Raw genomic sequence first — 19083 nt, forward strand, 5'->3', positions numbered from 1 at the left:
CCACTAATGTGAACTCAAGTTTTCAAGCTCTTTATAACCACTGCATATCGAAAAATATCATTGCTGAGTGCACTTGGCACTCTATTATTTTCCAGTAAAGTATTTAACCGCTGACGCAAAGAGGTGTTGGTCTTTATTTCCTGGAATATTTTGGAAGAGACCGTCTTCGAAACGTTCTGAGTGACCCATCTTCCCAATAATTTGACCATTCTTGCTTGTGATACCTTCGATAGCATTCACAGATCCGTTAGGATTGTATTTTGAATCCATGCTTGGTTTACCTTCGAAGTCAACATATTGGGTAAAGATTTGACCATTGTCACGAAGCTCTGCAAATTCCTCAGCTGTCACGACAAATTTACCTTCACCATGTGATACTGGGATGGCATGGATGTCACCAACTTCTACTCCGGCAAGCCATGGTGAGTTCGTGTTGGCAATACGTGTTTCAACCATCTTAGCCACGTGTTGGTTGGCATCATTGTAGAAGAGGGTTGGACTAGTACTGCTTGCATCTTCAAAGTTACCATATGGAAGAAGACCTGATTTGACAAGAGCTTGGAATCCGTTACAGATACCGATAATCAAACCACCACGTTCGATGAAGCTATCGATGGCTGCACGTACTTTTTCATTGAGCAAGATATTAACGATAAATTTAGCTGATCCATCTGGTTCATCGGCTGCTGAGAAGCCACCTGCAAAGAAGATAATGTTAGCTTTTTCGATATTGTCAACCATGGTGTCAACAGACTTGACAATGGCCTCTTCGTTAAGTGTTACAAATGGTACTAAGTTGACTTTTGCACCTTCTTTTTCAAAGGCCTTAGCTGAATCGTACTCAGAGTTAGTACCTGGGAACACTGGGATGTAAACCACTGGTGTCTCAACTGTTTCTTTAGCTTTGATAACAGCATCTGATGCCACAGCAGGTACTTCTTCCAACTCAGTTGCTTGTGCAAATTCCGTCGGATAAACCTCTTCCAATTTACCTTGGAAGGCACTGTCAAGTTTGTGTCCATCAAGCGTTACACCATTGACAGTAAGTGTAAAGTCAGCTGCTGTTTGTCCAATCTTGGCAACGCCTGCAATTTCTTCAGGCGATGTGAAGATGAATCCGCCCAATTGGGCTGTCAAGCTGGTGTCAAGGTCAGCTAATTCGACGTTAGCACCGATATGGTTCCCAAATGTTGCAAGGGCAAGAGCTTCAACCACACCACCATATTTGACAGCGGATGCAGATGTGACTTTATGATTAGCTTGGATGGCTTCAAATTGAGCAAAGTTAGACTTGATGAGACCGAAGTCGATTTCTTGTGCTAAAGCTTGACCTGGAATATAGTAAATATTTTCACCAGCAGTTTTAAATTCTGGAGAAAGAACTTTACGGCTATCTGCTGTTGTCACACCAAAAGCAACCAAGGTTGGTGGTACTGTTAATTCTTCAAAGGTACCAGACATAGAGTCCTTCCCACCGATAGATGGCAACCCAAGTTGAATCTGAGCTTCAATGGATCCAAGAAGAGCTGATACTGGTTGACCAAACCGCTCTGCTTGTTTATCCATACGCTCGAAGTATTCTTGATAAGAGAAACGAGCCTTAGACCAGTTTGCACCAGCAGCAACCAAACGAGCGGTTGCTTCGATGACCGCATAAGCCGCACCATGATATGGAGACCATTCTGCTACATAAGGGTTGAACCCTTGCGCCATAACAGAAGCAGTTGTTGTCACACCATGTTGGACTGGCAATTTCTGTACAGAAGCTTCAGTTGGTGTAATTTGGTAGCGACCACCAAGGGGGTGATTGACTGTTGAACGACCAACTGAGCTATCAAAGATCGTTTGCAACCCTTTTTGACTGGCATGGTTAAGGTCAGCCAAGACTTCAAGAGTATCAGCTTCAAGGTTTTCGGCAGATGTTTGGCGTTCTTCTGGAAGTTTGACATCCTTGTCAACTACCTTAGCATCCACAACTACACGTACACCGTTTGTATCAAGGAAACGACGTTCCAAATCAACGATGGTTTTGCCATTCCAGTGCATAACAAGATTTGGTTTTTCAGTCACTGTCGCAACGACAACAGCATCAATATTTTCTTTATTACATTCAGCAACGAAGGCGTCTACATCATCTGGACGAACCACTACAGCCATACGTTCCTGAGATTCAGAAATGGCAATTTCTGTACCGTTCAAGCCTTGATATTTCAATGGCACTTTGTCTAGATCAATTTCAAGACCATCTGCCAATTCACCGATAGCCACACAGACACCACCAGCACCAAAGTCATTTGATTTCTTGATAAGACGTGTCACTTCCCCATTACGGAAAAGACGTTGAATCTTACGCTCTTCGATGGCATTCCCTTTTTGAACCTCAGCACCAGCTGTTTCAACTGATTCAACCGTTTGAACTTTAGAAGAACCTGTCGCACCACCGACACCGTCACGTCCAGTCTTACCACCGAGCAAGATAATTACATCACCAGCTTCAGGTTTTTCACGAACAACATTTTCCTTAGGAGCCGCACCGACCACAGCACCTAGCTCCATACGCTTAGCAACGAAACCTGGGTGGAAGTATTCACGAACATAGGTTGTTGCAAGACCAATTTGGTTACCGTATGAAGAATAACCGTGAGCTGCTGTTTTAGAAATCACTTGTTGTGGTAATTTACCAGCACGAGTTTCAGCAATTGGTGTTGTAATATCACCAGCACCTGAGATACGCATGGCTTGGTAAACGTATGAACGTCCTGACAATGGGTCACGAATGGCCCCACCGATACAAGTAGCAGCCCCACCAAATGGTTCGATCTCCGTTGGGTGGTTATGGGTTTCGTTCTTGAACATGAGAAGCCATGGTTCTTTGACACCATTGACATCTACTTCAATTTCAACTGAGCAGGCATTGATTTCATCAGACACTTCCATGTCATCCAAACGACCATTAGCACGCTCATAACGACCAAAAATAGTCGCCATATCCATCAAGGTTTGAGGTTTTTCCGTACGTCCCAACTCATCACGCATGGCGATATACTTGTCATAAGTCGCTTGCAATTGTTTTTCAAATTTAGAAGCAGAGAAGTCGATGTTTTTCAACTCAGTCTCGAAAGTTGTGTGACGACAGTGGTCAGACCAGTAAGTATCCAACACCTTAAGCTCAGTCTCAGTTGGCACACGACCAATAGACTTGAAGTATTCTTGAATGAATAGAAGGTCATCCACTTCCATTGCCAAGCCTTGCTCTGCCTTATACTTAGCAAAATCTTCTGCCGTATAAGTTTCAAAGAAATCCAAACTTGGAATGGTCTTGTCAGACTCAGAGAAATCCTGTTTAGCAATGCCAACAGTGATGTCTTTGAAACGAGAATCCACTGGGTTCAAGAGGTAGTTTTTGACAGCTTCCAACTCATTCGCATCAAGATCCTTGTTAACCAAGTAAAGTTGCGCTGTGTTCACCGTTACATCATTTGAACTACCAAGCAAAAGCAAAGCTTCCTGTGAAGATGCCGCACGTTGATCAAATTGACCAGGCAAACTTTCGATAGCAAAGAAAGCATACTTCTCAAGATCAGCCTTAACCGCAGCTTCATCCAAAACAGTATCGGTCACTTGCTCAGAGAAGATGTGTTTTTCCGCACGCGCAAACAAGTCCTCTGCCAAATTAAAGACATCGTAAACTTGAACAATACGAAGATCATTCAAAGTTTTCAACTGAAGATTATGCTTTAATTCTTTTACTAAAGAGTGAGATTTCACACGAAAATCAGCTTTTTTCTCAACGAAAATACGTTTATCCATTTTATTTCCTTTATCTATTTCTACTTAAAGATTGTAGTGAAGACCAAGTATTCTATTTGTAAAAGGCTACTTCAATCCTTGCAATTTTTCCAATACAACTTCATAAACATCTGTCAAGCTACCAAGATCACGACGGAAGACATCCTTGTCCATATGGTGCCCCTCAGCATCCCAAAGGCGGCAGTTATCTGGTGAAAATTCATCTGCCAAGATAATTTTGCCATCCTTATCAAAACCGAATTCCAATTTGAAGTCAATCAAACGAAGACCAATTTGTGCAAACCAATCTTTCAGCAATTCATTGATACGACGCGTTTCTTCCTTGATATAAGCAATTTGTTCATCATTGGCAATATCCAAGAACTTCACATGCTCATCATTGATGAATGGATCATCCAAATCATCGTTCTTATAGTAAAATTCAACGATAGGAGTTTTTAAGTCCAAACCTTCTTCCACGCCAAAACGTTTAGAAAAAGAACCCGCAGTCACGTTACGAAGAACAACCTCCAAAGGAATAATTTTCACTTTCTTGTTGAGTTGTTCTGTGTCAGAAATACGTTCGATAAAGTGAGTAGCTACACCCGCAGCATTCAATTTTTCAAAAATAAGAGACGAAATCTGATTATTTAGCACACCCTTTCCCTTAATAGTCTCCTTACGAGCACCATTAAGCATAGTTGCTTGGTCCTTATAGACCGACTTAATCACATTTTCGTCTTCTGTACTATAAATATCTTTAGCTTTACCTGTATAAATTAGTTGGTTTGACATGGTATTGTTCGCCTTTCAAGTTTTTTCTTCTTCATTATACCATACAAAAAACCAAAAACCAACATATAACAAACTTTATTACTTTAGTAAAAAAACAACGTTCGTCTTTTGATTGTTTTTTAGAGTTTCCTAATAAAAAATGTATAGAAAAAAGGAGTGTGACAGAACTAAATCCATATAACATTTAGTTTCTTGCCTCACTCCCACAAAATAACAATCATATAATACACAACTATTATACTCTTATCTATCTCTAGCTTTCTTATTCTTTATTCAATTCCTCAGACAAATAGTCCAACAAATCAGCTACCTTAACCATATGGTCAATAGTATCATCGGAAATCTCAAGAGCAAACTCATCCTCCAAATTAATAATGAATTCCATAAGCTCTATTGAATCTACACCCAAGTCATCTAATTTGGTTTCTTCGACTAAAACAATATCCTCTTTACCCATCTGCTCTTGAATCACGAGCTGCATTTTCTGAAGAATTTCTACTCTACTCATCAGTTAGCCTCCTCTTTCGGACTAAAGGCTTCAACTAGCTGCTCAACAACCTTAGTATCAAGCATCGTACGAACCTGCTTAATGGTGTAGTAAACTGCCTTAGCATCACTAGATCCATGACATTTTACTACGGGAGTTTTAAGACCAAAGAGAACCGCACCTCCGGCGCTAGAGTAATCCATAGTCTCTTTCATACCTTTTAGACTATCCTTCAATAGGAAGGCACCTAACTTAGCTTTAAGACCACCATTCATGATAGCTGACTTAAGAGTCTTCATGGCACCAAGTCCCGTTCCTTCAATTGCCTTAAGAACTGCATTTCCTGTGAAACCATCAGCGACTACTACATCAGCAGCTCCAGACATAATTTCACGCGCCTCAACATTACCAACAAAGTTAATACTTGGCTCCTTAGATAAGAGCTCAAAAGCCTCCTTACGAAGACTATCCCCCTTTGTTTCCTCAGTCCCATTATTAAGGAGACCTACACGAGGGTTGGCAATTCCACGCACATTTTTAGCATAGAAAGATCCTAAAATAGCATATTGATGCAAATGACTAGCTGTATTTTCCGCATTAGCACCCAAATCAAGCATATCAAAGGGTTGACCAGTAAAACTTGGCATTGTTGACATAAGACCTGGACGCTCAACTCCCTTAATACGTCCGACCACAAAGAGACCTGCAGCCAGAAGGGCACCTGTATTTCCCGCAGAAATCACGGCACCTGCTTTTTTCTCCTTAACAGCCTGTGCACCTAAGACCATTGAAGCTTTTTTCTTCTTACGAATGGCTTTAGCTGGCTCATCATCCGAATTTATCTTTTCATCAGTATGCACAATGCTCACACGTTCATTCGCTGTCAAATAGGTCTTAATTTTAGCTTCATCACCATAAAGCTGGATTTCAATATCTTTGAAATCTGCTATAGCTTGGTTGACACCCTCTACAATTGCTTGTGGCGCATTATCGCCACCCATAGCATCTACTGCAATTACATGCATAGCATTCTCCCTCTTGTCCTCTGCCATAAAACATAAACTCAGATTTCTATCAATAAAATATTATGTAACTAAAATAGACTAGTTCCCTGTTTCTAGCAGAGTCTTTCAGCTTATTATCTTCTTATTATAGCACGAACTGACTTGCATTTTAACCCCTGAGACTGAAAACCATTACTTTCCTGTTTCACGTGAAACAAAAAGAAGATAATGTCTAGTCAGCACTATCTTCTTTATTCATAATATGACCCCAAGAATTTAGATTATCAATAAACTTCTTACTTTTAAGATGTATTCCAACATAATTATCATAGAGGTCATCAATAAAATGTCGTAGCTTTCGTTTCATGTCATCCTTAACAGATATGCTTCTCAATTCCTCAAAAGAAAGCCCCTGAAAACAATCTAAAAGATAAGGTACATTAGGATCTAAGTGACTACGCCTTTCATCCTCTGCATAATGATTTGGACAAAGTAGCCCCGAGAACTTATACGAAAAATCAAAAGGAAGGCCCACACGATGGCAAAAGACACACTCGTGAAAATTCAATCGTACACCGAAACGGTATAAAACCTGAATCTCAAAGATATTAGTCAAGATTTCATAATCCAAGCCTTCTTCCATTAATTCAAGCGTCTTCTCCAAGAATGCAAATAATTGTGCATCTGCTACACCGTCAGCAATAGCAGCATCTGTCAATGCAGCCAAATAAGTCGCATAAGACAGCTTGAAAATATCGCCTGTAATTTCCTTGAAGGACTCTGCCTGGCTATAATCTTCTATGAAAGATAGACCTTCATCATTTACAGTCATCATGAATTCAGCGATGGTCAAAGGTTGAATGACAGCACTTAATTTACCTGCCCCACCACCTCTAACAAAAAACATCCGTTTACCAGCTTGCTCGGTAAAAATTTTAACTAGTTTATCATTCTCACGATAATTACGATTGAAGAGGACAAGCCCTCTACTCTCAAGCTTCTGCATGTTCTTCCATAAACTCTTTCAAACGAGTCATAGCTGTTTCAATAGTATCCATGCTAGCCGCATACGACAAGCGAACAAAGCCTTCGCCATACTTCCCGAAAGCGACCCCTGGGATAATCGCAATAGCTTTTTCACGAGCAAAGTCTTGGCAGAACTTAAAGGAGTCTTGAGTATACCCTTCTGGAATCTTAGCAAAGATGTAGAAAGCACCATCAGGTTTAATAATTCTGAAACCAAGTTCAGTCATTTTTTCAAGAATATAATCGCGACGCTTCAAGTACTCAACTTTCATTGGTTGGGCATCACCCTTACCAGCAGATAAGGCTTCAATAGCTGCAAATTGTGCCATTGTTGCTGCAGCTGTTACCAAATATTGGTGACTCTTAATCAACTGAGCCGTCAAGACTGCAGGTGCGAAAATCAAACCAATACGCCACCCTGTCATCGCATGAGATTTAGACAAACCATTAATCAAAATCGTTTGTTCCGGCAAATACTCAGCAATAGATACATGGTGATCCACATAAGTTAGTTCAGAGTAAACTTCATCACTAACAACAAAAATATCGTATTTTTTCAGAACTTCAGCCAGATCTTTAATCTGTTGACGTGAGTAGGTCACACCGGTTGGGTTGGTTGGGTAGTTAAGCAAAACGGCTTTAAGCTTATCTCCCTGCTCCAAAATTGCCTTTTCTAACATCTCCGGAGTCAAAACAAAATCATTAGCTGTTGTATCAATTTCGACAATTTCAGCACCAACTAGATTTGCAATCGGCTCATATCCAGGATAGGCTGGTGCAGGTAAAAGAATCGTATCACCTGGCTCCAAAATCGCTGTCAAAGTTGCAGAAAGAGCTTCTGTAGCTCCAATAGTCACCAATATTTCATTTTCTGGGTTATAAGTAAGATTGTATTTTTCCTTAACAAACTCCGCAGCTGCTTGACGCAAAGCAGGAAGCCCTGCCATACCTGTATAGTGCGACTGGTTAGCATCGATAGCAGCTTTAGCAGCCTCTTTTACATGATCTGGAGTTGTAAAATCAGGTTCACCAAGCGTCAACTTTTTGATCCCTGGTACATCTGAAATTGATTGGTCAAACTGACGAATCATTGAAACTTCAATCTTATCTAAATTTTTATTAAAACGTTGTGTTAAATCCATCACGGTCACCTCTTTGCAATTATGCCTTACATTATATCAAAAACTCAAAGGCATTTAAACACCAAAAAAGCTAGCCTAGGCTAGCTTTAGTCTATTTATGGCCCATTTCAAACAAAGGTGACAATGGACGTTTTTCATGAATACGAATAATTGCCTCTGAAATCAAATCAGCAATTGAAATTTGTTCAATTTTATCAATCAAACGTTCTTCTGGAAGATAAATCGTGTCCAATACGACAAGCTTCTCAATAGCAGATTTTTGAATATTATCAAGTGCTGGACCTGACAATACAGGGTGAGTACATGAGGCATAAACATGAGTTGCACCAGCTTCAGCAAGCGCATCCGCCGCATGACAGATTGTACCCGCAGTATCAATCATATCATCAATCAAGATACATGTTTTACCTTCAACGTTACCAATAATATTCATAACCTCAGAAGTGTTCATTTTATCAACACTACGACGTTTATCAATGATTGCGATTGGTGTTTTCAAACATTGAGCAAGTTTTCGCGCACGAGTCACACCACCATGGTCTGGAGAAACAACAACAACATCATCTCCAGTAAGACCAGCACGATCAAAATAATCTGCGATAAGTGGCGCACCCATCAAATGGTCTACAGGAATATCAAAGAATCCTTGAATTTGAGAAGCATGGAGGTCAACTGTCAAAAGTCGATCAACACCTGCAACCTCAAGCATATTAGCAACCAACTTAGATGTGATTGGTTCACGTGAACGTGCCTTACGGTCTTGACGTGCATAACCATAATAAGGCATAACAACACTGATTGTTTCCGCACTTGCACGTTTTAGCGCATCAACCATAATCAAGATTTCCATCAAGTTATCATTTACAGGAGAGCTTGTAGATTGAAGAATAAAAACGTGATGACCACGGATAGATTCTTCAATATTAACTTGAATCTCACCATCTGAAAATTCACGAACACTTGATTTTCCGAGTTCAATACCCATTTTATCAGCAACTTTTGCTGCTAATTCCTGGTTAGACGACAAAGCAAACAACTTCAAATTCGTATAAGACATGATTTCCTCCAAAATATCTACTAAACCATTCTACCTTTTTTTAGATTGATTTTCAATGCAAAATAAATGGTGTCACAGTAACTTAACAAGACTAAAAAGATTTAACCTTAACCTCGACATTTTCCCGTCTAAAAGCAGTTCCAGAAAGTAAAGACATTTTGCCATAAAATAAAAACGATTCGAGAAAATTCGAATCGCCTTTTTGTATTCATTATGGGTAAATATAGTATACAGAACCACCATGAGCTGATGACGTTGGATCAAATGTACCACGGTAGTTACCGATTGACATGTTACCAGCATAGTTTGATTCCATAACTTGAATTGAATTTGCACCTGATGCTGATGTTACGTAAGCTACGTGACCATAACCACCACCATCATTTGGCCAAACCGCAATTGCACCGGCTACAGGAGTCGTACCAACTGAGTGACCAGCTGCTTGTGCGCTAGCAATCCAGTTTTTAGCATTACCCCAGTAATTACCAACCCATGAAGCTAATGATTTAGCACCCCAAGTACATTGACCAACTGGATATGTATTAGGAGTTGATGCTGCTGATACTTTAGGTGTTTCAGCAGCAGGAGCTGGTGCTTCTGAAGCTGCAGGTGCTTGACTTGCTGGTGCTTCAGATGTTGCCGCAGGTGCTTCGCTAGCAGGAGCTTCTGAAGCTGCTGGAGCAGCTGATTCTGGTTGTGCTTCTGATGTTACTGGGGCAGCAGGCTCTTGTTGTGCCTCTGACGCAGCTGATTCTGGCTGTGCTTCAGATGTTGCTGGAGTAGCAGGCTCTTGTGTTGCTTCTGAAGTTGCAACAGTTGGCTCTTGAGTAGTTTCTGAAGTTTCTGATGAAACCGGTTCTTGTGCTACTTCTGAGGCTGTCGCTGTTTCTGAAACAGTAGCTTCAGAAGGTTGAGCTACAGCTTCTGAAGTTGCTGCCGCCTCTGATTGAGCTACAAATGCTGCCGCTTCTGAAGATGCTACTGCTTGTGCTGCTGCCTCTGATTCTGCAATTGCTTGAGACTGAGCAACTGAGGCTGCAGTTGAAGCTGCCACAGCTTCTGCAGTTGATTTAGCAGAAACAAGTGATGTTTTTTCATCTTGTGCTGTAGCCAATTCTGCAGCCAAAGTAACTTGTGCTGCTTCTAGTTCAGCTTGTTGAGTTGTCAAACCAGCTTCTGTTGTTTCAAGCTCAGCTTTATTAGTTGCAATTTCATTAATAGCAGCTTGGTTTTGTTCTTGCTTTGCAGCAAGCTCTTTTTGATCAGACTCTTGTTTTGTCAACATGTCATTATTAGCCGTAACAACTTTTGAAATAGCTGTGATACGAGTAATAGCTTCAGAGATTGACTTAGAGTTCAAGATAGAGTTGATGTAGCTAGTCGCAGTATTATTTTGTTGAGCACTACGAGCTTGTTTCGCCAAAGAATCTTGACGAGCTACAATTTTACTTGATAATTCTTGAATTTCAGATTCCAAATCTGCTGATACTTTTTCAAGTTCAGCATTTTTAGTTTCCAAATCTGATTTTTGTGTTCTAAGTGTAGATACTTGAGATTGGATTGTAGCAACTTGCGCTTGTGCAGTCTCTTGTTGAGAAGCAAGGTTACTAATTGCGTTATCTGCAGCAGCGATTTGCGAATCATAATCCTCTGCATGTACTGATGCAGCTGCTGATAAGGTTACACCACTTACCAACACTGCTGAAAGAATACGTTTTTTCATAATATAAAATACTACTCCTTTTCGATAAGACCTTCTTATTGTATCAAAAAATGGCGCAAACTTTGTTACGCCAATATTACAGTTCTATTTAAATCTATCAACTGACAGATACAAAAATAATTTTTCAAGAATAGGTTTAATAAAGATAAAGATCAAAAGATTAAACACTATACTAGGACTTAGTTGATAAATAATAAAATCCGTCACAGACTCATTGGAGAAACCATAGAATAAGGCAAAGCCAAAATTTATGGTATCAAAGAGAAATAAGAATAAAAACATTAACAAAAAATCAACATAGGTATTTCTCTTAACAATTCGACCTAGCTGAGTTAACAGATAGCATAACAGTGGCAGAGTTAGAATCACTATACCAACTGTTTTGAAATAATAGGTATCATAAAGAAATCCAAAACAAATAAGGTAAAGAAATGCATACTTATTTGGAAAATCAAGAGTTAAGATGAAAATATAAATAATAAAAAGATGAGATGATAGAAAAAATTCAGGGGATAAATAATGATTAAGTATCATAGAAATATGACCATCCCATAGAAAAGAGACAATACTCAGTAAGAAAGGAATAATAGAATACTTGGATAATTTCATATTATTTACCATCTCCAACTAAAGTAACATAAGAAATTTTATCAAAATCAGCATAAGGTTTTACCAAAATCGTACGATTTCCTTCATAATCAATAATAGAGTCTACAGTACCAATTGGAACATCCTTTACTGATACATCATCAAGACCACTTGTGACTACTTCAGTGCCGACCTTAACGTTAGAAGATGAATTAAGTTGTGTCATCTCTAATAGCTTCTTTTTATTATCATAACGTGATATAATCCCGAAAATCTGATTATCGTCCTCTGATTTAACACTAGATGCAAGGTAACTATCACTAGAACTACTAGAAAGTAAAGAAATAGTTGTTGTATCATCATAAACTTTAGTTACAAAGCCAATAACTCCACCATTAGAAGTTGCTAGCATAGATTTACTGACATTCTTAGACTTACCCACATTAATAGTTAACTCTTTTAACCAAGTCACAGAAGGTCTCATAGAAACTTCAGCAGTGAGAACATTATCACGACTTAGCTTGTCCGAAAGATTAAGCGATGCTCTTAAAGAATCATTCTCTTCTTGCAAGTTAGAAATAATAGCCGATTGATTCTCTAAATTTGATAAAGATTTTTTTAAATCACGATTCTCAGAATAAGTTGATAAAAGATCAGAAAGAACATTGTGAGATTTTGATAGTGCAGTAAATGGAACAGAAACCACAGAGTCTACTTTTGTAACTAAACCAGATACATTAAAAGAGATATCCTTCGTTAATTTTTTATTAGTAAAGACAAAAGAAAAAAGCATTACAAAAAATAGAATAATAATAAACCCATAAAGAAGAAATCGATAAAAACTATTTTTCATTTTGTCACCTCAAAAAAAAGAAAACGAATTATCTAAAAGATAATTCGTCATAATACTACGGAGAATGGGGGATTCGAACCCCCGCGCCAGTTACCCGACCTAACGATTTAGCAAACCGTCCTCTTCAGCCTCTTGAGTAATTCTCCAATATGGGCACGAGTGGAATCGAACCACCGACCTCACGCTTATCAGGCGTGCGCTCTAACCATCTGAGCTACGCGCCCAAGCTAATGCTTGGTTATTTGTTTCCAAATAAAGCGGGTGACGAGAATCGAACTCGCGACAACAGCTTGGAAGGCTGTAGTTTTACCACTAAACTACACCCGCTTAATAAAATGGCGCGAGACGGAATCGAACCGCCGACACATGGAGCTTCAATCCATTGCTCTACCAACTGAGCTACCGAGCCATATTGCGGGAGCAGGATTTGAACCTACGACCTTCGGGTTATGAGCCCGACGAGCTACCTAGCTGCTCCATCCCGCGTTAGTTATAAGGAGGATGTGGGATTCGAACCCACGCACGCTTTTACACGCCTGACGGTTTTCAAGACCGTTCCCTTCAGCCGGACTTGGGTAATCCTCCAAATATTATAATTAATATATGGACCTTGTAGGACTCGAACCTACGACCGCTCGGTTATGAGCCGAGTGCTCTAACCAGTTGAGCTAAAGGTCCAAGAAATCCATATATATAGCGGCGAAGGGGATCGAACCCCCGACCTCCCGGGTATGAACCGGACGCTCTAGCCAGCTGAGCTACACCGCCATAAATCGGGAAGACAGGATTCGAACCTGCGACCCCTTGGTCCCAAACCAAGTGCTCTACCAAGCTGAGCTACTTCCCGATAAAATGCACCCTAGAGGAGTCGAACCTCTAACCGCCTGATTCGTAGTCAGGTACTCTATCCAGTTGAGCTAAGGGTGCTCATTATTTTATTATGCCGAGGACCGGGATCGAACCGGTACGAAAGTTTCCTTTCGCAGGATTTTAAGTCCTGTGCGTCTGCCAGTTCCGCCACCCCGGCTCCTCAAGCGAACGACGGGATTCGAACCCGCGACCCCCACCTTGGCAAGGTGATGTTCTACCACTGAACTACGTTCGCATTTTATGCCGGCTACATGACTTGAACACGCGACCCTCTGATTACAAATCAGATGCTCTACCAACTGAGCTAAGCCGGCTAACTTTTCTAATGCGGGTGAAGGGACTTGAACCCCCACGCCGTTAAGCGCCAGATCCTAAATCTGGTGCGTCTGCCAATTCCGCCACACCCGCATATATGACCCGTACTGGGCTCGAACCAGTGACCCATTGATTAAAAGTCAATTGCTCTACCAACTGAGCTAACGAGTCTCAAATATTTCTACTTGAACGGTCCCGACGGGAATCGAACCCGCGATCTTCGCCGTGACAGGGCGACGTGATAACCGCTACACCACGGGACCTATGGGAGTTAACGGGATCGAACCGCTGACCCTCTGCTTGTAAGGCAGATGCTCTCCCAGCTGAGCTAAACTCCCTTTGTGCTAAGCGACTACCGTATCTAACAGGGGGCAACCCCCAACTACATCAGGCGTACTAGGGCTTAACTTCTGTGTTCGGCATGGGAACAGGTGTATCTCCTAGGCTATCGTCACTTAACTCTGAGTATTCTCAACTCAAAATTGAATATCTATACTGTATCAAGAAACCAAATCGTTGTCAATATGTCTCAGTTACTTTCTTTGGATAAGTCCTCGAGCTATTAGTATTAGTCCGCTACATGTGTCACCACACTTCCACTTCTAACCTATCAACCTGATCATCTCTCAGGGCTCTTACTGATATAAAATCATGGGAAATCTCATCTTGAGGTGGGCTTCACACTTAGATGCTTTCAGCGTTTATCCCTTCCCTACATAGCTACCCAGCGATGCTCTTGGCAGAACAACTGGTACACCAGCGGTAAGTCCACTCTGGTCCTCTCGTACTAGGAGCAGATCCTCTCAAATTTCCTACGCCCGCGACGGATAGGGACCGAACTGTCTCACGACGTTCTGAACCCAGCTCGCGTGCCGCTTTAATGGGCGAACAGCCCAACCCTTGGGACCGACTACAGCCCCAGGATGCGACGAGCCGACATCGAGGTGCCAAACCTCCCCGTCGATGTGAACTCTTGGGGGAGATAAGCCTGTTATCCCCAGGGTAGCTTTTATCCGTTGAGCGATGGCCCTTCCATGCGGAACCACCGGATCACTAAGCCCGACTTTCGTCCCTGCTCGAGTTGTAGCTCTCGCAGTCAAGCTCCCTTATACCTTTACACTCTGCGAATGATTTCCAACCATTCTGAGGGAACCTTTGGGCGCCTCCGTTACCTTTTAGGAGGCGACCGCCCCAGTCAAACTGCCCGTCAGACACTGTCTCCGATAGGGATAACCTATCTGGGTTAGAGTAGCCATAACACAAGGGTAGTATCCCAACAACGCCTCACTCGAAACTGGCGTCCCGAGGTCATAGGCTCCTACCTATCCTGTACATGTGGTACAGATACTCAATATCAAACTGCAGTAAAGCTCCATGGGGTCTTTCCGTCCTGTCGCGGGTAACCTGCATCTTCACAGGTACTAAAATTTCACCGAGTCTCTCGTTGAGACAGTGCCCAAATCATTACGCCTTTCGTGCGGGTCGGAACTTACCCGACAAGGAATTTCGCTACCTTAGGACCGTTATAGTTACGGCCGCCGTTTACTGGGGCTTCAATTCATACCTTCGCTTACGCTAAGCACTCCTCTTAACCTTCCAGCACCGGGCAGGCGTCACCCCCTATACATCATCTTACGATTTAGCAGAGAGCTGTGTTTTTGATAAACAGTTGCTTGGGCCTATTCACTGCGGCTGACCATAAGTCAGCGCCCCTTCTCCCGAAGTTACGGGGCCATTTTGCCGAGTTCCTTAACGAGAGTTCTCTCGCTCACCTGAGGCTACTCGCCTCGACTACCTGTGTCGGTTTGCGGTACGGGTAGAGTATAATTAACGCTAGAAGCTTTTCTTGGCAGTGTGACATCACTAACTTCGCTACTAAACTTCGCTCCCCATCACAGCTCAATGTTATAGATATAAGCATTTGACTCATATCACACCTCACTGCTTGGCCAGACACTTCCAATCGTCTGGTTTAGTTAGCCTACTGCGTCCCTCCATCACTATATACTCTAGTACAGGAATATCAACCTGTTGTCCATCGGATACACCTTTCGGTCTCTCCTTAGGTCCCGACTAACCCAGGGCGGACGAGCCTTCCCCTGGAAACCTTAGTCTTACGGTGGACAGGATTCTCACCTGTCTTTCGCTACTCATACCGGCATTCTCACTTCTATGCGCTCCAGCACTCCTCACGGTACACCTTCTTCGCACATAGAACGCTCTCCTACCATACCTATAAAGGTATCCACAGCTTCGGTAATATGTTTTAGCCCCGGTACATTTTCGGCGCAGGGTCACTCGACTAGTGAGCTATTACGCACTCTTTGAATGAATAGCTGCTTCTAAGCTAACATCCTAGTTGTCTGTGCAACCCCACATCCTTTTCCACTTAACATATATTTTGGGACCTTAGCTGGTGGTCTGGGCTGTTTCCCTTTCGACTACGGATCTTAGCACTCGCAGTCTGACTGCCGATTATATCTCGTTGGCATTCGGAGTTTATCTGAGATTGGTAATCCGGGATGGACCCCTCACCCAAACAGTGCTCTACCTCCAAGAGACTTAACATCGACGCTAGCCCTAAAGCTATTTCGGAGAGAACCAGCTATCTCCAAGTTCGTTTGGAATTTCTCCGCTACCCACAAGTCATCCAAGCACTTTTCAACGTGCCCTGGTTCGGTCCTCCAGTGAGTTTTACCTCACCTTCAACCTGCTCATGGGTAGGTCACATGGTTTCGGGTCTACGACATGATACTAATGCGCCCTATTAAGACTCGGTTTCCCTACGGCTCCGTCTCTTCAACTTAACCTCGCATCATATCGTAACTCGCCGGTTCATTCTACAAAAGGCACGCTCTCACCCATTAACGGGCTCGAACTTGTTGTAGGCACACGGTTTCAGGTTCTATTTCACTCCCCTCCCGGGGTGCTTTTCACCTTTCCCTCACGGTACTGGTTCACTATCGGTCACTAGAGAGTATTTAGGGTTGGGAGATGGTCCTCCCAGATTCCGACGAGATTTCTCGTGTCTCGCCGTACTCAGGATACTGCTAGGTATAAAGACTATTTCGAATACGAGGCTATTACTCTCTTTGGCCTACCTTCCCAGGTAGTTCTTCTATAATCTTTAAGTCCACGTTGCAGTCCTACAACCCCGAAGAGTAAACTCTTCGGTTTGCCCTCTTGCCGTTTCGCTCGCCGCTACTAAGGCAATCGCTTTTGCTTTCTCTTCCTGCAGCTACTTAGATGTTTCAGTTCACTGCGTCTTCCTCTACATTACCTTAACAGTAATGAGTGACAGGCATTACCTGCCGGGTTCCCCCATTCGGACATCTCTGGATCATTGCTCACTTACAGCTCCCCAAAGCATTTCGTCGTTAGTCACGTCCTTCATCGGCTTCTAGTGCCAAGGCATCCACCGTGCGCCCTTATTAACTTAACCTTATTTTGGTCTTGCGACCTAACTCATTAAATATTCACAGCGTTTCGGTTTATTTTCTTGTTACTATCTATATGTAATTAATTACATATGGAATTTGATATAGATATTCAATTTTCAATGGACAATACTTGAATCTTTCGATTCAATGGAGCCTAGCGGGATCGAACCGCTGACCTCCTGCGTGCAAAGCAGGCGCTCTCCCAGCTGAGCTAAGGCCCCACAAGACCTCTCAAAACTAAATAAGAAACTCAAGTACATTCCGTTTTTCCTTAGAAAGGAGGTGATCCAGCCGCACCTTCCGATACGGCTACCTTGTTACGACTTCACCCCAATCATCTATCCCACCTTAGGCGGCTGGCTCCAAAAGGTTACCTCACCGACTTCGGGTGTTACAAACTCTCGTGGTGTGACGGGCGGTGTGTACAAGGCCCGGGAACGTATTCACCGCGGCGTGCTGATCCGCGATTACTAGCGATTCCGACTTCATGTAGGCGAGTTGCAGCCTACAATCCGAACTGAGATTGGCTTTAAGAGATTAGCTTGCCGTCACCGACTCGCAACTCGTTGTACCAACCATTGTAGCACGTGTGTAGCCCAGGTCATAAGGGGCATGATGATTTGACGTCATCCCCACCTTCCTCCGGTTTATTACCGGCAGTCTCGCTAGAGTGCCCAACTGAATGATGGCAACTAACAATAGGGGTTGCGCTCGTTGCGGGACTTAACCCAACATCTCACGACACGAGCTGACGACAACCATGCACCACCTGTCACCGATGTACCGAAGTAACTTTCTATCTCTAGAAATAGCATCGGGATGTCAAGACCTGGTAAGGTTCTTCGCGTTGCTTCGAATTAAACCACATGCTCCACCGCTTGTGCGGGCCCCCGTCAATTCCTTTGAGTTTCAACCTTGCGGTCGTACTCCCCAGGCGGAGTGCTTAATGCGTTAGCTGCGGCACTGAATCCCGGAAAGGATCCAACACCTAGCACTCATCGTTTACGGCGTGGACTACCAGGGTATCTAATCCTGTTCGCTCCCCACGCTTTCGAGCCTCAGCGTCAGTTACAGACCAGAGAGCCGCTTTCGCCACCGGTGTTCCTCCATATATCTACGCATTTCACCGCTACACATGGAATTCCACTCTCCCCTTCTGCACTCAAGTTTGACAGTTTCCAAAGCGAACTATGGTTGAGCCACAGCCTTTAACTTCAGACTTATCAAACCGCCTGCGCTCGCTTTACGCCCAATAAATCCGGACAACGCTCGGGACCTACGTATTACCGCGGCTGCTGGCACGTAGTTAGCCGTCCCTTTCTGGTAAGCTACCGTCACAGTGTGAACTTTCCACTCTCACACTCGTTCTTGACTTACAACAGAGCTTTACGATCCGAAAACCTTCTTCACTCACGCGGCGTTGCTCGGTCAGGGTTGCCCCCATTGCCGAAGATTCCCTACTGCTGCCTCCCGTAGGAGTCTGGGCCGTGTCTCAGTCCCAGTGTGGCCGATCACCCTCTCAGGTCGGCTATGTATCGTCGCCTAGGTGAGCCGTTACCTCACCTACTAGCTAATACAACGCAGGTCCATCTTGTAGTGGAGCAATTGCCCCTTTCAAATAAATGACATGTGTCATCCATTGTTATGCGGTATTAGCTATCGTTTCCAATAGTTATCCCCCGCTACAAGGCAGGTTACCTACGCGTTACTCACCCGTTCGCAACTCATCCAAGAAGAGCAAGCTCCTCTCTTCAGCGTTCTACTTGCATGTATTAGGCACGCCGCCAGCGTTCGTCCTGAGCCAGGATCAAACTCTCATTAAAATCTTTAATAATTGTTCGAGCGTTAACTCATTACCGTCATCTGACGATTTATTCTTGTAAATTGACAGGTTATAATTTCTTCTATCATAACCCTGCACTTGGTTTCTTATTCAGTTCTCAAAGGTCTTTGTATCTCTTAAGACAACTCCTATATTCTAGCAAATCTAGAAT

The 19083-nt window shown here is 42.8% G+C and carries 10 protein-coding genes, 18 tRNA genes and 3 rRNA genes; all 31 read right to left on the minus strand.

What is annotated here, in order from left to right; genetic code table 11:
* Positions 1-84: 84 nt before the first annotated feature.
* Positions 85-3810 carry a phosphoribosylformylglycinamidine synthase gene (locus AX662_RS07990; protein ID WP_060972133.1) on the minus strand — a complete coding sequence of 1242 codons (3726 nt, stop codon included), beginning with the start codon at positions 3808-3810 and terminating at the stop codon, positions 85-87.
* A 66-nt stretch (positions 3811-3876) separates the two neighbouring features.
* Positions 3877-4584: a phosphoribosylaminoimidazolesuccinocarboxamide synthase gene (gene purC / locus AX662_RS07995; RefSeq protein WP_037599463.1), complete on the minus strand. Its 708-nt coding sequence runs from the start codon at positions 4582-4584 to the stop codon at positions 3877-3879.
* Between the two features lie 262 nt (positions 4585-4846).
* Positions 4847-5092 carry a phosphopantetheine-binding protein gene (locus AX662_RS08000; protein WP_060972134.1) on the minus strand — a complete coding sequence of 82 codons (246 nt, stop codon included), beginning with the start codon at positions 5090-5092 and terminating at the stop codon, positions 4847-4849.
* Entirely contained in the window at positions 5092-6096 is a 1005-nt protein-coding gene (gene plsX, locus AX662_RS08005; RefSeq protein ID WP_060972135.1) for a phosphate acyltransferase PlsX, read from the minus strand. The genes AX662_RS08000 and plsX overlap by 1 nt, the downstream gene beginning before the upstream one ends.
* A gap of 211 nt (positions 6097-6307) precedes the next feature.
* Positions 6308-7081, minus strand: coding sequence for a DNA repair protein RecO (gene recO / locus AX662_RS08010; protein WP_060972136.1), 774 nt, complete (start codon positions 7079-7081; stop codon positions 6308-6310).
* Positions 7068-8243, minus strand: coding sequence for a pyridoxal phosphate-dependent aminotransferase (locus tag AX662_RS08015; RefSeq protein WP_060972137.1), 1176 nt, complete (start codon positions 8241-8243; stop codon positions 7068-7070). The genes recO and AX662_RS08015 overlap by 14 nt, the downstream gene beginning before the upstream one ends.
* A 91-nt stretch (positions 8244-8334) precedes the next feature.
* Positions 8335-9300 (minus strand): ribose-phosphate diphosphokinase, encoded by a 966-nt coding sequence (locus tag AX662_RS08020; protein ID WP_002886286.1) that lies wholly within the window; start codon positions 9298-9300, stop codon positions 8335-8337.
* Positions 9301-9511: 211 nt separating this feature from the next.
* Entirely contained in the window at positions 9512-11023 is a 1512-nt protein-coding gene (locus AX662_RS08025) for a PcsB-like coiled-coil domain-containing protein (protein WP_037599470.1), read from the minus strand.
* A gap of 84 nt (positions 11024-11107) precedes the next feature.
* On the minus strand, positions 11108-11632 hold the full coding sequence (mreD, locus tag AX662_RS08030) for a rod shape-determining protein MreD (protein WP_060972138.1): 525 nt from the start codon (positions 11630-11632) through the stop codon (positions 11108-11110).
* Between the two features lies 1 nt (position 11633).
* A complete protein-coding gene (mreC, locus tag AX662_RS08035) occupies positions 11634-12464 on the minus strand; it encodes a rod shape-determining protein MreC (RefSeq protein WP_060972139.1) in 831 nt (276 codons plus the stop codon).
* 58 nt (positions 12465-12522) lie between these two features.
* Positions 12523-12610: transfer RNA gene (locus AX662_RS08040), tRNA-Ser, on the minus strand.
* A 4-nt stretch (positions 12611-12614) separates the two neighbouring features.
* A tRNA-Ile gene (locus AX662_RS08045) sits at positions 12615-12688 on the minus strand.
* 32 nt (positions 12689-12720) lie between these two features.
* Positions 12721-12791, minus strand: a tRNA-Gly gene (locus tag AX662_RS08050).
* Positions 12792-12800: 9 nt separating this feature from the next.
* Positions 12801-12873, minus strand: a tRNA-Phe gene (locus tag AX662_RS08055).
* 3 nt (positions 12874-12876) lie between these two features.
* A tRNA-Met gene (locus AX662_RS08060) sits at positions 12877-12950 on the minus strand.
* A 9-nt stretch (positions 12951-12959) separates the two neighbouring features.
* Positions 12960-13049 (minus strand) — tRNA-Ser (locus tag AX662_RS08065).
* Between the two features lie 19 nt (positions 13050-13068).
* Positions 13069-13142: transfer RNA gene (locus AX662_RS08070), tRNA-Ile, on the minus strand.
* Between the two features lie 16 nt (positions 13143-13158).
* Positions 13159-13232: transfer RNA gene (locus AX662_RS08075), tRNA-Met, on the minus strand.
* 5 nt (positions 13233-13237) lie between these two features.
* A tRNA-Pro gene (locus AX662_RS08080) sits at positions 13238-13311 on the minus strand.
* 6 nt (positions 13312-13317) lie between these two features.
* Positions 13318-13391: transfer RNA gene (locus AX662_RS08085), tRNA-Arg, on the minus strand.
* Positions 13392-13405: 14 nt separating this feature from the next.
* A tRNA-Leu gene (locus AX662_RS08090) sits at positions 13406-13491 on the minus strand.
* Positions 13492-13497: 6 nt separating this feature from the next.
* A tRNA-Gly gene (locus tag AX662_RS08095) sits at positions 13498-13569 on the minus strand.
* Positions 13570-13575: 6 nt separating this feature from the next.
* Positions 13576-13648: transfer RNA gene (locus tag AX662_RS08100), tRNA-Thr, on the minus strand.
* Between the two features lie 12 nt (positions 13649-13660).
* Positions 13661-13742, minus strand: a tRNA-Leu gene (locus AX662_RS08105).
* Positions 13743-13747: 5 nt separating this feature from the next.
* Positions 13748-13820: transfer RNA gene (locus AX662_RS08110), tRNA-Lys, on the minus strand.
* A gap of 19 nt (positions 13821-13839) precedes the next feature.
* A tRNA-Asp gene (locus tag AX662_RS08115) sits at positions 13840-13912 on the minus strand.
* 2 nt (positions 13913-13914) lie between these two features.
* Positions 13915-13987: transfer RNA gene (locus AX662_RS08120), tRNA-Val, on the minus strand.
* A 5-nt stretch (positions 13988-13992) separates the two neighbouring features.
* A 5S ribosomal RNA gene (gene rrf, locus AX662_RS08125) occupies positions 13993-14108 on the minus strand.
* An 83-nt stretch (positions 14109-14191) separates the two neighbouring features.
* Positions 14192-17091: ribosomal RNA gene (locus tag AX662_RS08130) — 23S ribosomal RNA — on the minus strand.
* 146 nt (positions 17092-17237) lie between these two features.
* Positions 17238-17310 (minus strand) — tRNA-Ala (locus AX662_RS08135).
* 54 nt (positions 17311-17364) lie between these two features.
* A 16S ribosomal RNA gene (locus AX662_RS08140) occupies positions 17365-18912 on the minus strand.
* The 16S, 23S and 5S rRNA genes sit together here with 18 tRNA genes alongside, the layout of an rRNA operon.
* Positions 18913-19083: the final 171 nt, after the last annotated feature.

Source organism: Streptococcus sp. CCH5-D3 (genome assembly GCF_001556435.1).
GTDB lineage: Bacteria > Bacillota > Bacilli > Lactobacillales > Streptococcaceae > Streptococcus.

Bases quoted from the DNA above. Each gene is read 5' to 3' on its own strand.
- AX662_RS07990 (WP_060972133.1), bottom strand. From the start codon at position 3,810: ATGGATAAACGTATTTTCGTTGAGAAAAAAGCTGATTTTCGTGTGAAA.
- purC (WP_037599463.1), bottom strand. From the start codon at position 4,584: ATGTCAAACCAACTAATTTATACAGGTAAAGCTAAAGATATTTATAGT.
- AX662_RS08000 (WP_060972134.1), bottom strand. From the start codon at position 5,092: ATGAGTAGAGTAGAAATTCTTCAGAAAATGCAGCTCGTGATTCAAGAG.
- plsX (WP_060972135.1), bottom strand. From the start codon at position 6,096: ATGCATGTAATTGCAGTAGATGCTATGGGTGGCGATAATGCGCCACAA.
- recO (WP_060972136.1), bottom strand. From the start codon at position 7,081: ATGCAGAAGCTTGAGAGTAGAGGGCTTGTCCTCTTCAATCGTAATTAT.
- AX662_RS08015 (WP_060972137.1), bottom strand. From the start codon at position 8,243: ATGGATTTAACACAACGTTTTAATAAAAATTTAGATAAGATTGAAGTT.
- AX662_RS08020 (WP_002886286.1), bottom strand. From the start codon at position 9,300: ATGTCTTATACGAATTTGAAGTTGTTTGCTTTGTCGTCTAACCAGGAA.
- AX662_RS08025 (WP_037599470.1), bottom strand. From the start codon at position 11,023: ATGAAAAAACGTATTCTTTCAGCAGTGTTGGTAAGTGGTGTAACCTTA.
- mreD (WP_060972138.1), bottom strand. From the start codon at position 11,632: ATGAAATTATCCAAGTATTCTATTATTCCTTTCTTACTGAGTATTGTC.
- mreC (WP_060972139.1), bottom strand. From the start codon at position 12,464: ATGAAAAATAGTTTTTATCGATTTCTTCTTTATGGGTTTATTATTATT.